This is a genomic window from Streptomyces sp. NPDC057939, assembly GCF_042887545.1.
GTDB lineage: Bacteria > Actinomycetota > Actinomycetes > Streptomycetales > Streptomycetaceae > Streptomyces.
In genome coordinates this window covers 1-14,001 of sequence record NZ_JBHVPG010000074.1, presented here as the reverse complement: position 1 = coordinate 14,001, position 14,001 = coordinate 1, and the positions used below count along the sequence as shown (strand labels likewise).

Sequence of the window (14,001 nt, the reverse complement as noted above, 5' to 3'; positions counted from 1 at the left end):
GGTCAGGCTCCCTTGAGCAGCAAGGACTTGCGGCTGGTGAACTCGGCGTTGGCCCGGTCGTAGTCGTCGGGACGACCGATGTCGAGCCAGTACCCGTCGAACGCGTAGGACTGCGGAAGGTTCTGGCTTGCCAGCAGGTCCAGTACGAGTTCGTCGAATCCGAGCGGCAGGCCGGGGGTGTAGTTGTCGAGGGTGGAGCGGCTGAGGCCGTAGACGCCCATGGAGACGTGGTAGTCCATGCTGGGCTTCTCGGTGAAGGCCACCACACGGCTCGCGTCGGTGGTGAGCACTCCGAAGTCGATGTGGACCTTTCTCGGGTACGTCGCGATGGTCAGCGGTGCCCCCGATTCCTCGTGCCGGTGCAGCACGTCGGCGTAGTCGAGGTCGGTGAGCACGTCGCCGTTCATGACGAGGAAGTGCTCGGGGAGCCGGTCGCGCAGGTTGAGCAGGGGACCCATGGTGCCGAGGGGGCTCTCCTCCGTGGCGTAGTCGATGCTCATGCCCCACTGGGAGCCGTCGCCGACGTAGGCCCGGATGATCTCGCCCAGGTGCCCGATGGCTATGGTGCAGCGGGTGAATCCGGCCGTCGAGAGCTGACGCAGCACGATCTCCAGGATCGCGTGCTGGTCGCCGATGGGCACGAGGGGCTTGGGCAGGGCCGTGGTGTAGGGCCGCAGCCGGACGCCCTTGCCGCCCGCCAGGATCACTGCGTACATGGGTCTCCTCCTTGGGTTGCGTGGGGGGACGATGAGTTGAGTGACGTGGGGATGTGTGGATCGTCGGCGGAACGCGTTCGGGTCAGATGTTGTAGATGCCGGTCTTGTAGCGGGCCAGGTTGGCCGGGTCGCGGAAGAATTCGACGGTGTGTGCGAGTCCTTCCTCCAGGGTGTGTTCGGGTTGCCAGCCGGTGGCGGCGGTGAGTCGGCTCGCGTCGGCGACCAGGCGCATGACCTCTGAGGCGGCCGGCCGGATCCGTTCGCCGTCCTCGCGCACCTCGATCGGGACGTCCATGACCTTGCCGATCAGCGTGACCAGGTCGGCCACCGAGATCTCGCCGCCGGTACCGGAGTTGAAGGTGCGGCCCACGACGCGGTCGGCGGGTGCGGTGCCCGCGGCGAGGAAGGCCTGCGCGGTGTCCTTGACGAAGCTGAAGTCGCGGGTGGGGCGCAGGTCTCCGAGGGTGATGACGCGTTCCCCGGCGGCGACCTGTCCGATGACGGTGGGGATCACCGCGCGCATCGACTGGCGCGGGCCGTAGGTGTTGAACGGCCTGAGGGTGACCACGGGGGTTTCGAAGCTGGCGTGGTAGCTGTCGGCCAGCCGGTCGCCTCCGGCCTTCGAAGCGGCGTACGGGGACTGGGTGTTGATGGGGTGGTCCTCGGTGATGGGGACGGTCTGCGCGGTGCCGTACGTCTCGCTGGTCGAGGTGTGCACCAGGCGGGGCGTACCGAGCGCGCGGACGGCCTCCAGGACGTTGAGGGTTCCGGTGACGTTGGTGTCGACGTAGCTGTGCGGCGCCCGGTAGGAGTACGGGATCGCGATGAGCGCGGCCAAGTGGTAGGCGGCGTCGGCTCCTTCGAGGAGTCCTCGGACGGAGCCGGGGTCCCGGACGTCACCGAGGACGATCTCCACCTGGTCGAGGACGTCCGGGGCCAGTGTCTCCAGCCACCCGTACGAGGAGAAGGAGTTGTACTGGGCCATGGCGCGGACCCGGTAGCCCCGGGCGACCAGGGCTTCCGTGAGGTGAGAGCCGATGAAGCCCTCGGCCCCGGTGACGGCGGCGAGCGGTGCGGAGGTCAACTGATCTGCCTTTCGGATTCGTTGGTAGGTCGTACGGGCATGCGTGGTCGGCCGGTGGGCGGCTACGGCGTCCCGCCGGGCCGTCAGGCGTGCCGGGCCGGGCGTCCGAGGATCCACACGGTGCATCCGGCCAGGGCTGCCGCGGCGAGGCCGCAGGACAGGGTGAGGACCCGCGCTCCGGACGTGGGCTCCAGCAGGGCGACGGCTCCGGCGGCTCCGGCGGCCCCCAGACAGATGAGTGCCGGCGGCCAGGCCACCCCGAAGGCCTGGAGCAGCAGCGCGGTCCACAGGGTGGCGGCGAGCAGCAGCAGTGCGGCCGGGTCGGCCCCGGTGAGCAGGGCGACGGGCAGCAGGAGCAGCAGGTAGCCGGTCAGGCAGAGGCCGAGGACCCCGGCCGACCGCAGCAGGAACCCGACGGGGGTCGCGGCCGCGCCGAGGGCGGTGACGGACAGACCGCGGAAGCGGTACAGCAGCCATTCGGCGGGGCCCATGCTCACGGTCAGCGCGATGACGGCGTACGGTTCGGCCCGCCCCTCCAACAGCACGAGGAGTGCCGCCCCCAGACCGAAGAGCCCGTACGGCAACGACCTTCGCAGCGGCGGCCGGTCGCCCCCGTCGGCGGCGACCGGGGCGGCGTACGCGGCGCGCAGTGCTCGGAAAACGGCGGCTCCCGTCGCGAGGAGCGCGGCGGCCGGGAGCCCGACCCGCAGCGGGGTTCCCGGTTCCCACCAGGGCAGTACGGCGCCGCCGACGATGAGCGGGGTGAGGGCGAGCAGCAGGAGTCGCTCGCGTCCCAGGACCAGCAGGATGCCGGCGGCGCCCAGGTAGAGCGACTGGGCGGCGGCGGCTCCGGTGGCGGCCCCGCCGCCGCCGGCCGCCGCGGCCGCCGCGCCCGTGGCGAGGGCGGCTCCGACGGGCGTGCCGATCAGCAGCGTGCGGGCGGCCTCGCGCTGTCCGGCCACCATCCTCAGGTAGGCCCGGTGCCCGAGGGCCTGGCCCCAGGCCCAGGAGACGATGCCCGCGACGACGAGCCCGGTGGTGTGCCGGCCCGGGTTCCAGAGCGGGGCGGTGAGCAGGTACGCCAGCCCCGGCAGGGCGAACAGCAGGCCGCGCAGCAGGCACCGTACGGTGTCCGGCCGCCACGGGTCCGGGGTCCGGGCGGGCTCCGGGAATACCCGGGGCACCCGCTCGTACAGGGCTGCGGCCAGGGAGAAGATGTTGGGGTGTCCGTAGCGTTCCCGGATCACCTCGGCGGAGAGGCCTTCGGCCTCCAACAGGGCGGCCACCTCGTACGGGTGGACGGCCGGGCCGACGCGGTCGGCCAGTTCGGCGGCGAGCCGGTTGACCGCTTCCTCGTCGGGGCCGGGCAGCCTCAGCGTCAGGGTGGTTTCCGCCCACAGCCTGCGGGGCGGACGCGCGGCGGTGTCCGCCAGCCTCAGGGCCAGCGTGTCCTGGTTGGTTCCGCCTGGTTCGAGTGACATGGGCCCGCTCATCCGGCGCGGCTCCCCGTGCCGGTGGCCGCGGACGTGCCGGCCTCGTGTGCGGGTTGCGCGCCCGGGTCCTGGGCCCACGAGGGCGGTACGAAGGGGCGGGCCCGTTCGTACCGGCGCGAGCGTCCGTCGGCGACGGACACGGCGGTGAGGACCACGGGCGCCGGCGGCGCGGTCGCGGGCTCGGGTGTGCGTACGGCGGCGGTCGCCGGGACGCGCGGGACCCGGGTGAGACGTCGGGTGCGCGGGGTGCGGTCGAGTTCGGGGAGTTCCAGGTAGATGGAGCGGAAGGTGTCGATGGTCTGGCGCAGGGTGAACTGTTCGATGACCCGCAGTCGGGCCGCCTCGCCCATGTCGGCGCGGCGCCGGGGGTCGCCCAGCAGTTCCAGGGCGGCGTCGGCCATGGCCTGCGGATCGCGCGGCGGGACCACCAGGCCCGCCTCGCCGACCGCTTCGCGTACGCCGCCCACGTCGGTGGACACCGTCGCCCTGCCGCAGGACATGGCCTCGATGAGGGTGAACGGGAAGCCCTCGCTGATGCTGGACAGCATCACGACGTTCCCGGCCGCGTAGGCGTCCTTGATGTCGTCGACCCGGCCCTCGAAGGTGACGGCGTCGGCGTGTCCGAGTTCACGGGCGAGGGTCTCGCACCGCTCCCGGTAGGCCTCGCCGCCGCGCGGGGTCCCGCCGAACAGGCGCAGTCGGGCATCGGGCACCCGGGCGCGGACCAGGGCGAAGGCCCGGATCAGGGTCTCCAGGTCCTTGATCGGGTCGACCCGGCCGGCCCAGCTGAGGGTCGGCGCCTGCGGTTCCGGCCCGGCGGGCGGGAAGGCCGCGGGGTCGACGCCGTTGTAGACCGTACGGATGGCCTGCGGGTCGGCACCGCCCTCCTCCTCCCACAACCGGTTGTAGCGGTTGCCGGGGGTGACGAGGGCGGCCCGCCGGTAGCTCTCCTCGGCGAGCAGCCGGAAGAAGCCGAGGACGACGGCCTTCACCGGCCAGCGGTAGGGCGCGGTGCGGTATCCGAGGTAGCGCTCGCGCAGGTAGACGCCGTGTTCGGTCAGCAGCAGCGGGACCCCGTGCCGCTCCAGCGCGGCGAGCCCCGGGAGCGCGGCGACGCCGCCGCTGACCGCGTGGGCCACGCCGTGCTCCGGGAGCGGGGCGGCCAGGGGCCGTAGGGCGTGTTCCAGCAGGGAGGTCGCGGTGAGCGCGTCGTGCAGGGTCGGTCGGGCCTCGCGCACGGCGTACCCGGGGCGGTTCCAGACCGCCGCGAGGACGGCGATGGCGTGGTCGCCCCGCAGGAACGGGCTCAGTACGCCGTCGGCGGCGGCCCGCGCCATCGTGTACAGCGCGGGGGCGAACCCGGCTTCGGCGCAGGGGTCGAGGAGGGCGGTCAGGAACTGTTCGTAGGCGCCGGACAGTCGGCGGTGGGCGCGCCCGCGGGGGGCGCGGCCTTCCGGGGCGGGGCCCCACATGGGGACGGTGCTGACGCCCAGGACGTGCCCGGGCAGGTCCCAGACCATGGGTTCGCGGCCGGTGCCGGTGACGGCTATGACCTCGAAGTCGACGTCAGGCATGCCTTGGACGAGTTGATCGCACCATACGCTGACGCCGCCGTGACTGTGGGGATAGGTGCCTTCGGTGAGCAGGGTGACGTGCGTCGCGTGCCTTCGGCGCGCGCCGTGGTGAACGTGCATGGGTGGGCTCCACGGCCGGTGTGGTGGGGGTGGTCGGACCGGTCCGGGCCGCTGGCGGCCCGGACCGGCGGACGCGGGTTCAGCGCCGGTCGGTGTCCTCGGCGCCCTCGCGCACGGCCGGCGGAACGGGCGTGCCGGGTGCGGGGGCGGTCGCGGGTGCCGGACGGGCGGCGGCCACCGCGGACGGGGCCGCGGGCGCCGACGACGGCAGGGTGAGGGTCAGCGGCGCACCGGTCGAGGTGGTCCAGCCGGAGACCCGGCCCGCGTAGGGGCTGCCGTAGGCGGCGCCGCCCCGCTGCGTGCCGGTGGGCAGGCTCGCGGTGACGTCGAGGCCGTTCGGTGCCAGCACGGTGACGGTGTCACCCACCCGGTAGGCGGTGACCTGGCCCGCCTGGACGGCGCTCTTCCAGGTGCCGCGGCGCTTCAGTTCGACGCCGATGTCCCGCATCCGCTCGTTCACCAGCGGGGTGTTGGCCGCGAACAGCGCGTTGTAGCCGTCGACGACCCCGCTCAGCACCGGGTAGGCGAGGCGTTCCTCGGCCAGGTTGGACTGGTGGATGAAGTGCGGCTTCGGGTCGTTGGCGAGCACGTGCCCGAGCGCGGTGCCGATCTCGGTCGGCACGATCCGGGTGGCGTAGCCGGTGGTGGTGTCCAGGGGTGCGGACAGGCAGGTGGTGGTGTCCGCGTGGTCCTCGCAGATGCCGCTGCCGCCCTGGGCCCGGGAGGTGTAGATCCAGTTGTACTCGTCCACCGCTTCGGCGGCCGTGCCGACGTTGTAGTAGACGTTCATCGGGTATCGGGCGACGGTGGAGGCCGAACCGATCTGCCGCTGCTCGGGGTCCCGGGAGTTGTCCGAGGCGAGCCATTTGACGCCGTTGCCGGTGAGGGAGGGCGCCAGGTTCGGGTTGTCCTGCGGCTGTTGGGGCAGGACGGCCATGCCCGAGTGTTCGCCGGTGACCAGTTCGTCGTTCTGCAGGGGCAGTCCGAAGTTCTGGCCCCAGACCCGGTTGAGGGCTATCTCGTCGTCGATGGCGTTGCGACTGATCCACTTGGTGGAGCCGTTGGTGTTGGTCGCGCACCGCCAGGGCACCACGCCGGTGTCCTGCTCGCAGCCGAGGAAGGCGTGCGTGTAGGTGTGGTTGATCCAGCGGAACTGGGCGCGGTCGGCCTGGAGTTTGTCGGCCAGCGCGTCGACGCCGTTGTTGTCCTCGCGCTGGTCGAGGCTGCCGGCCCCGTTGTAGACCATGTCGAGGGTGATGCCCCGTTCGGCCTGCCAGGTCCTGGCGTACTCGGCGTCGGCGGCGGTCATCCGGATCGGGTTGGGCGTACCGGTGCCGGCCGCGCAGTCCACGTCACCCGGGGTGCAGTTGAGCTGGGTGTCCCAGCGGTCGTCGGCCGCGAACACGTCGTCGACGTGGACGGAGAAGTAGTTGCGGGAGGCACCCAGGTGCACTCCGCCGGTCATCCACTCGACGATGCCGCGGGCCAGCAGTCGGTACTGCTGCTGGTAGCGGTTGTAGACGAAGGTCACGACGAGTTCGCGTCGCCCGTCGTGCCGGTACTCGCCGACGAGCGAGCCGCGCCGGGTCGTGCCCGGGATGGGCGCGTCGACGTACGTGGTGAAGTCCGCTCCGGCGGCGGGCTGCGCGAGATAGGCGTAGCTCTCGCCGACGGTGGGCGAGTTGTCCTCGAAGGGCACTGCCCCGTCGAGGTAGCCGAACGGGCCCGCCTGGCCGGCGGCGGTGACCCCGGCCTGGACGCCGTCGACGCTGCCCGCGTACCCGCCGGGGACGAAGTACTGCAGGCCGACCTGCGGTCGGGCGTAGGTGTAGGCGTCGACCTGCGGGATCGCGTAGGCCTGCTCGTAGGCGGCCAGGGCCGTCATCTCGGTGGACCCCGCCGCGAAGGGGTTGTCGTTGGGCAGGACGACCGCCTGGTACTTGGCGCGCGGCCGGCCGTCCACGGTGTCGGCCAGGAAGGCCGGGTCGATGGTGGGCCGGTCCGACCGAGTGAGGTCGACCTGCGTGTACGGCGTGCCCGCCGATTCCAGCTCGGCCGTGATGGCCTGGACGGCCGGACCGCCGTCGGTCACGACCAGAACGCGCAAGTCCACGCGCGGTGTTGCCGTGTCTGCCTGTGCCGTGCCGGCCGGCAGGCCGAAGGCTGCGATGAGCGCGCCCACCGATAACGCGGTGGTGCGTATGCTTCGCTTCATGCGGTGTTGTCCCCTCCCCGGGCAGGGGGCAGCGCGGCTCGCACGAAGCGGACGCCCCCCAAGTGCGCGACGCCGGTGTCCCCCTCAGAAACCAGTCGTCGACGCATCCGTCGCGTCACATAGTGATGCACCTGTGTAGCTTTCGTGGGGATGTTGCGAAAACCGACGGAAAAACACAGGTAACCAACTGGACTTGATCGAGCTTGAGTTGGCCTTCCGCGGCACTCTCCGCCTCCGCGCGCCAGGGCTCCGGCCGGCCTTGAGTGCCGGTCCGGAGCCGGGTGGGGCGCCGGCGGACCGAGTCGGCCCACCGACACCCCGCCCTCATGGTTCGGACCACGTCGCCGATGGGGGTCCAGCGGTTTCAAGCCACCGCCCGGACAGGGAAACGGAACCGACCGTCAGGCGCAGAGCACCCGGGTCTCGGGCGTGTACACGGGGCCGGCACTGGTGCTCGAACTGTCACTGAACTCGGCGTAGTAGTAGGAGTAGAAACCTATGTTGCCGTTGCAACCGGAGTCGGCGGCCACCTGGAGGGTCAGCGTCACCGTGCGACTCTGACCGGGTGCGATCGTCGCGCCGTAGTTGCCGCCGAGGTCGGACGGGCCGACGCCCGAACAGGAGGCGGCGCCGGTCGGGGTCGCCACGCTGCATCCGGTGAAGCTGTACTTCAGATCGGCGCGCTGGGTGGTGAGCCAGGTCGGCGCGATCGACTGGTAGACGAACCAGATGTCGTAGGTCTTGTTGTTGGTGAGCGTCATCGAGAGGTTCACCGTGCCGCCGGGGGTGACGGTGGCGGCGTTCGTGGTGAACGTCAGGGCGGCCGGCGCCGGGTCGGCGCTCGCCGCGGGGGCGAGTCCGAACAGGGCCAGGACGAAGGCGAGGACGCCGGCGAGGCCGAGGCGGCTCTTCAGAGGTGATCGCATGGCCCGGGAGGCTAGGACGACGGCTCGCGCCCCGTCTGCCCCCGGCAGGCGCACGCGGGCGCGGAACGGCCGGAAGTGTGCGCCCCGTGAAGGCGTTCGGGGGAACGTGTGCGCGATGACCACGCACCGTATACGAGCAGCCCACACACGGTTCCCCCCGGAGCGGACGACGACCGGTCGCGCCGAAGCGCCCCGGGCGCGGGTTTGGCGCGTACATAACGTCGCCAAGGTGCGGAATACCGGACACCGTTTCCCCCTCGGGGCCGCCGGGGCGCGCCCGGAGCCGGGTGGGCGAGCCGTCGACCGGCGCCGGCGGTGCCGGTACGGCAGTGGCAGCATCCAGGACATGACGGCGCACCCGATCCTCCACACCATCCACGTCCCGACGCTTGAGCCCCACCTCTCACGAACGGGCACCATCTTTCGGACGTTCGCCGATCAGGACTCCGGCTGCGTCTCCTACGGATTCATGGCGGCGGGGCGACGCTGGTTCGTCAAGGGAGCCTCCACACCCGACGGCGTCGCGTCCCTGCGACGGGCCGTCTCGCTGCACGGGGCCGTCTCGCACCCGGCCATCGTGCCCCTGTCCCACTCGTTCAGCACCGACGAGGGCCTGGCGCTCGTGTACCCGTGGACGGCCGGCGAGGTCCTCTACCACCCGACTCGTGCGCGCCACGGAGGGAGGGCCGCGCCCGGCAGTCCCCTGTCCAACTTCCGGAAGCTCCCCCTTCCCCGGGTGCACGCAGCCCTCGACTCGCTCCTCAGTGCCCACCTTGCCGTGGAGCGGGCCGGATTCGTCGCCGTCGACCTCTACGACGGCTGCATGCTCTACGACTTCGAGTGTCACCGGCTGATGCTCTGCGACCTGGACGAGTACCGACCCGGGCCGTTCACCCTACGGGCGGACCGGCTCCCCGGATCCTCCCGCTACATGGCCCCGGAAGAATTCGTACGGGGTTCGATCATCGACATCCGGACAACCGTGTTCAACCTGGGCCGGGCCCTCCGGCTCCTCCTCGACACCGGCGACGAGGAGGGGCAATGGCGCGGCACCCCCGACCAACTGGCCACCGTCAAGACGGCAACGGACCCGGATCCGGTGCGCCGCTTCCACTCGGTGCTCTCGCTCGCCACCGCCTGGCACGCGGCCGACCGAGCCTCGGGAGCCCACCTGTGCGGCGATGGCCCCACCGCCTTCCCGCCCGCAACACCATGATGTCGCACATGTTTTCGACATATGCGCCGGGGAGATAACCAACCCAATACCGCGCGCACGCCGGCAGGGGGTGTCATGAAGTACGAGCTGTCAGGTCGCCTGGTGGTGGGGATCGCCTCCAGTGCCCTGTTCGACCTCACCGACTGCGACGCGGTGTTTCGAGAGCAGGGAGAGGCCGCCTACCGCGCCCACCAGGAGGTCCACGTGAAAGACGTGCTGGACAAGGGCGTGGCCTTCCCCTTCGTCCGGCGCCTGCTGTCGTTGAACGACCTGGCGGATCCCTCCGATCCGCTGGTCGAGGTCATCGTCCTGTCGCGGAACGACCCGGACACCGGCCTGCGGGTCATGCGTTCGATCGAGGCGCACGGCCTGCCCATCAGCCGAGCCGTCTTTCGGCAGGGCCGTTCGTCGCACAGGTTCATGCCGGCGCTGAACATGTCGCTGTTCCTGTCGGCCAACGGGGCCGACGTTCGTGACGCGGTGGCGGATGGCATGCCGGCGGGACACGTGCTCGATACCGCGCGGGTTGATGACGAGGCCGACCCCGAACTGCGCATCGCCTTCGACTTCGACGGCGTGTTGGCGGGTGACGCCTCCGAGCGGATCTTCCAGAACGCCGGCATCGACGAGTTCCGGGCGCACGAGGTCCGCAACGCGTCCACACCTCACGTTCCAGGACCGCTGAGCGGGTTCCTCGCCGGCATCAACCACGTCCAGCGCCGCGAGGAGGACCGGCGCCTCAAGGATCCCGGCTATCAGCCCCGCCTTCGCGTGTCCCTGGTCACCGCCCGGGACGCCCCCGCGCATGAGCGTGCCGTGCGGAGCCTCAAGCAGTGGGGACTGCGGGTCGACGATGCCTTCTTCCTCGGCGGCGTCGACAAGGCTCCCGTCATCGGCGCCCTGGATCCGCACATCTTCTTCGACGACCAGGTCGCCCACCTGAACGGCACCGCACCGGCCACACCGAGCGTGCACATACCGTTCGGCGTCGTCAACGAGCCCTCATGAGTGCGCCTTGACGTCGTCGGCCGGCCCCTCCGGACCCCGGGGGCCGTCGGGGGTTGGGGTTCGGACAGCCGGACCGGCCCGGTCTCCGGGGCTACCGGTGGGCGGGGACGTACTTGTATCCGACGCGGTGCACGGTGGTGATGCGGCCCCGGTGGGCGGGGCCGAGCTTGCGGCGCAGCCTGGCCACGTGGACGTCGACCGTACGGCCGTCGCCGATGTGTCCGTAACCCCAGATGTTCGAGATGAGGGCCTCACGACTGTGGACCGTGTACGGATGGTTCACCAGGTGTGCCAGGAGGTCGAACTCCAGGTAGGTGAGGTCCAGTTCGCGTCCATCGACCTCGGCCAGCCGGCGTGCGCCGTCGACCCGGACGGCATCGTCGGGCCGGACGGATTCGTCGACCCGGGCGGCGTCGGCGTGCGGGGCCGGCTCGGGTGCCGGGAACGTCCCGGGCCCGAGGGGACGGATCTCCGGGCGGATGCCGTGCGCGGTCATCACCGCGACCGGGTCCACGTCCGCCGGTAGGAAGACGAGGTATCCGACGCGGGCACCTTCGATCCCGCCCGCGGGAACGGCGGGCGGACGGTCGCCCACCAGGTGGAGGCGCGGGGCCGGGGAACGGTGGACGGCGGTGGCGGGTACGGGTGCGGGAAGTGCGGTGGTCACGATGAGCCCCTTCGGCTGCTCGGAACGAGGTACGGACGCCGGGTGTCGGGCTGCGACGGGGCAGGGGTTTCCGTGACGGATGCGGCGGGAGGGCCGGCGCGCCGCACGGCGGCGGAACCCGTACGACTCGGAGGGCCGGGGAACGGGAACAGCGGGCGCACGGAGCGGAGCGGCAGCCGGAAGGCCGGTGCACGTCGGGGAAATGCCCTGTCGAAGGAGCCCTAGACGGGTCGGCAGACGGCGCTGGCGACGCGACGGAGGTCGACGTGCCTGCGGCGTACGAGCAACGGCTGCGACGGGGACATGGTCACATCGTGGGGTGCGCAGCGGGCACACGTCAATACTTCCCTACTGATTCACTAGGAAAGGCGTCGACCTGCACGGTCTCTCATATCGAGATCGCTTCGTCCGCCATTCGGTCACGGTCTTGCCGGGCAGGCGGCTTCGGGCGAGTATCCCTATCAATCCGATGGGAAAGGTGGGGATTCGGTGAAGCGGCCGGCCGATGCCACCCAACAACGTTCCGGAGTAGCCGAAATGACCACCACCCTCCCCCATGACACCGACGGCCGGCGATCCGTCGACGAGCAGCACCGCACGCTCCTGCGCACCGCCCGCGACGTGGCGGACGACCTCGCCGCGGACGCCATCGCCCGCGATCAGGCGGGCAAGCCGCCCGCCGACGAGACGGCCCGGCTGCGCGAGGCGGGCCTGCTCGCGGCCCTCACCCCGCCCGGGCCCGACCGCGGGGCGGACTGGCGCACCGGATGCGCCGTCGTGAGGGAGATCGCCGCCGCGGACAGCTCCGTCGGCGACGTGCTCGCCCGCCACTACGTGCACACCTGGAGCGGACGCTTCTACGCGGATCACCACCACGCGACCGCCCTCGAGGAGGAGTCGGTGGGCGAGCAGTGGCTGTGGACCGGTGCGGTGCGCGCTCCGGCCTCCCCGCACGAGGACGCCGAAGGGCCGGAACTCAGGCTGCGGCGGCGCACCCCCGGCTACGTACTGAGCGGGCGCCGGTTCGTGGACACGGCGGTGGCCGCGGCCGACCAGATCGTGGTCGACGCCGCGTGTGCGGCGACCGGTGACGTCCTGGTGGTACGGATCCCTCCCGGCTCACGGGGCGTGAGCGTCGAGTCCGCCCACGACCGGCTCGGGCAGCGCGTCGCCGGCGCGGGCGAGGTCGTCCTGGACCGGGTCGCCATCGCCCCCGAACAGGTGCTGGGCCGCCGGCCGCACGACGAGGAGTCGACGGCGCCCTTCACGGCGCTCGCGGAGCCGGCGCTCCGGCTCGCCCTCTGTCAGGTCGGCCTCGGCATCGCCGAGGGCGCCCTCATCGAGGCGCGCGACCTCAGCAGGGGCGGCCGGGCGCACCGGCTGCCCGGCGAGGACCCGGACCTCTTCCTGACGTACGGGGAGCTCGCCTCGGCCGCCCAGACGGCCACCGCCGTGGTCAACCGGGCGACGGATGTGATGGCGCGGGCCCTCGACACGGGTCCGCACCTCGACGCGGAAGGGGCCGCCGGCGTCGCGGCCCTGGTCGCCACCGCCGAGACCGTGACGTCGAAGGCGGCCCTGCGCATCACCGCCCGGGTGCTGGAGCTCGCCGACGCGCCCGGCCTGGACCGGTTCTGGCGCAACGCCCGGGTCCTGACGGCCCACCGCCCTGTCGCCCACCGCCTGCGCTCCATCGGCGAGCACTACCTCAACGGCTCCCACCTCGCGGTGGCGGCCTTCCGCTGACGCGGGCCCGAGCACCCGCCCGGCGGGCGGCGGCGGCCCGCGAGGGGACAGCGGCCGGATCGATGCAAGATAATGCCGGTATGCGGATCTCAGCCAGGGCGGACTACGCGGTACGTGCCGCACTGCAGCTTGCCGCGTCACAGGATGACGGGCCGGTGAAGGCAGAAGCCATCGCCGACGCCCAGGACATCCCGCACAAGTTCCTCGAGGGCATCCTGAACGACATGCGCCGGGGTGGTCTCGTGCTCAGCCAGCGCGGCGGCAACGGCGGGTACCGGCTGGCGAAGCCCGCCGGTTCCATCAGCATCGCGGACGTGATCCGCGTCGTGGACGGACCGCTCGTGTCGGTGCGCGGGGTACGCCCTCCGGACCTGTCCTACACCGGCCCCGCCCAGGCACTGCTCCCCCTGTGGATCGCGCTGCGGGCCAACGTCCGCGAGATCCTCGACGGCGTGAGCCTCGCCGACGTCGCGTCGTCCGATTTGCCCGCGGAGGTATCGGCACTGGCCGAGCCTCCCGGCGCCTGGACCAATCCCTGACCCATGCCCCACCTGCACGTTCTCACATAACGAGATACCTGCGTCCACGATTCGGTCACCCCCTTGGGGTGGCTGTCCGGCTCTGCCAATATGCCTACCAACCAGGTGGGAAAACTAGGAATCCGGGAAGGCGGGCCGTGCGAACACTGCATCACGCGGGCCGGATGCCGTCCCTGACATCCCGCCGGCACATCGACCTGCTGCGCACCGCCGGCGCCATCTGTCAGTCCGGCTGATCGTGCTCCGGGCCCCGTTCCCCGCGTAGTCGGCGCCGGGCACCGTCGGACGCGCCCCTCTGCCGACCACGCCGACCGCGTGGAGTCGAGCGCGGGCGTCCGCATGACGGGCCCGGCCTCCGACTCCGAGGTGTCCGACAGCCTCCGTTCCTCGGGCCCTCGACCGCATCCCCGTCGTCCACCGCTCACCACTCGCCGCCAGGCCTCGGGCGTCGGATCCGTGTGTGTCGACGGCTTCTCGTCGCCCTTCTCCGCACCTCCTTGAACACCATCCCGTGAAAGGACACCTCCGTGTCTGCCGCAAGACCGCTCACCACCCTGCGCGCCATCGCCGTCACCGCGACGCTCCCCCTGCTGCTCACCGCCTGCGGCTACGGTTCCGAGGCGGCGAAGGACGAGCCCAAGGACAAGGCCTCCAACGTCGCCGCCGACGCGGGCAAGAAGCTCTCCGCCTCCGAGGT

The 14,001-nt window shown here is 71.7% G+C and carries 13 protein-coding genes; 5 read left to right on the top strand and 8 right to left on the bottom strand.

Annotated features, from left to right (window positions below):
* Nucleotides 1-2 precede the first annotated feature (2 nt).
* From ACFVS6_RS39830 to ACFVS6_RS39805, 6 genes are all read right to left on the bottom strand, one after another.
* Nucleotides 3-716: an NDP-sugar synthase gene (locus ACFVS6_RS39830; protein WP_389711427.1), complete on the bottom strand. Its 714-nt coding sequence runs from the start codon at nt 714-716 to the stop codon at nt 3-5.
* A gap of 82 nt (nt 717-798) precedes the next feature.
* Complete coding sequence (locus ACFVS6_RS39825; RefSeq protein WP_389711426.1) at nt 799-1,800, bottom strand: GDP-mannose 4,6-dehydratase; 1,002 nt, start codon at nt 1,798-1,800, stop codon at nt 799-801.
* Between the two features lie 83 nt (nt 1,801-1,883).
* Nucleotides 1,884-3,293 carry a hypothetical protein gene (locus tag ACFVS6_RS39820; RefSeq protein ID WP_389711425.1) on the bottom strand — a complete coding sequence of 470 codons (1,410 nt, stop codon included), beginning with the start codon at nt 3,291-3,293 and terminating at the stop codon, nt 1,884-1,886.
* Nucleotides 3,290-4,987, bottom strand: a complete 1,698-nt coding sequence (pelF, locus tag ACFVS6_RS39815; protein WP_389711424.1) for a GT4 family glycosyltransferase PelF — start codon at nt 4,985-4,987, stop codon at nt 3,290-3,292. The genes ACFVS6_RS39820 and pelF overlap by 4 nt, the downstream gene beginning before the upstream one ends.
* Before the next feature lie 79 nt (nt 4,988-5,066).
* Nucleotides 5,067-7,202, bottom strand: a complete 2,136-nt coding sequence (locus ACFVS6_RS39810) for a hypothetical protein (RefSeq protein WP_389711423.1) — start codon at nt 7,200-7,202, stop codon at nt 5,067-5,069.
* Nucleotides 7,203-7,603: 401 nt separating this feature from the next.
* The gene (locus ACFVS6_RS39805; protein ID WP_281210893.1) at nt 7,604-8,128 is read right to left on the bottom strand and encodes a hypothetical protein; all 525 of its coding nucleotides are present in this window, start codon (nt 8,126-8,128) and stop codon (nt 7,604-7,606) included.
* A gap of 346 nt (nt 8,129-8,474) precedes the next feature.
* On the opposite strand from ACFVS6_RS39805, the gene ACFVS6_RS39800 reads away from it, so the two are divergent.
* Complete coding sequence (locus ACFVS6_RS39800; protein WP_389711422.1) at nt 8,475-9,344, top strand: serine/threonine protein kinase; 870 nt, start codon at nt 8,475-8,477, stop codon at nt 9,342-9,344.
* A gap of 75 nt (nt 9,345-9,419) precedes the next feature.
* Complete coding sequence (locus ACFVS6_RS39795) at nt 9,420-10,352, top strand: 5'-nucleotidase (protein WP_389711421.1); 933 nt, start codon at nt 9,420-9,422, stop codon at nt 10,350-10,352.
* Between the two features lie 91 nt (nt 10,353-10,443).
* On the opposite strand, the gene ACFVS6_RS39790 is transcribed toward ACFVS6_RS39795, so the two are convergent.
* Nucleotides 10,444-11,019, bottom strand: a complete 576-nt coding sequence (locus tag ACFVS6_RS39790) for a winged helix-turn-helix domain-containing protein (RefSeq protein ID WP_389711420.1) — start codon at nt 11,017-11,019, stop codon at nt 10,444-10,446.
* Nucleotides 11,020-11,240: 221 nt separating this feature from the next.
* Nucleotides 11,241-11,324 (bottom strand): putative leader peptide, encoded by an 84-nt coding sequence (locus tag ACFVS6_RS39785; RefSeq protein ID WP_324617234.1) that lies wholly within the window; start codon nt 11,322-11,324, stop codon nt 11,241-11,243.
* Between the two features lie 232 nt (nt 11,325-11,556).
* Here ACFVS6_RS39785 and ACFVS6_RS39780 point away from each other — a divergent pair, with 232 nt between their 5' ends.
* The 3 genes from ACFVS6_RS39780 to ACFVS6_RS39770 all read left to right on the top strand — a co-directional run bounded on the left by ACFVS6_RS39780 (nt 11,557) and on the right by ACFVS6_RS39770 (nt 13,540).
* Nucleotides 11,557-12,765: an acyl-CoA dehydrogenase family protein gene (locus ACFVS6_RS39780; RefSeq protein ID WP_389711419.1), complete on the top strand. Its 1,209-nt coding sequence runs from the start codon at nt 11,557-11,559 to the stop codon at nt 12,763-12,765.
* Between the two features lie 80 nt (nt 12,766-12,845).
* Nucleotides 12,846-13,304 (top strand): RrF2 family transcriptional regulator, encoded by a 459-nt coding sequence (locus ACFVS6_RS39775; RefSeq protein WP_389711418.1) that lies wholly within the window; start codon nt 12,846-12,848, stop codon nt 13,302-13,304.
* A gap of 137 nt (nt 13,305-13,441) precedes the next feature.
* Nucleotides 13,442-13,540, top strand: coding sequence for a putative leader peptide (locus ACFVS6_RS39770; RefSeq protein WP_389711417.1), 99 nt, complete (start codon nt 13,442-13,444; stop codon nt 13,538-13,540).
* The last annotated feature ends 461 nt before the right edge of the window (nt 13,541-14,001 follow it).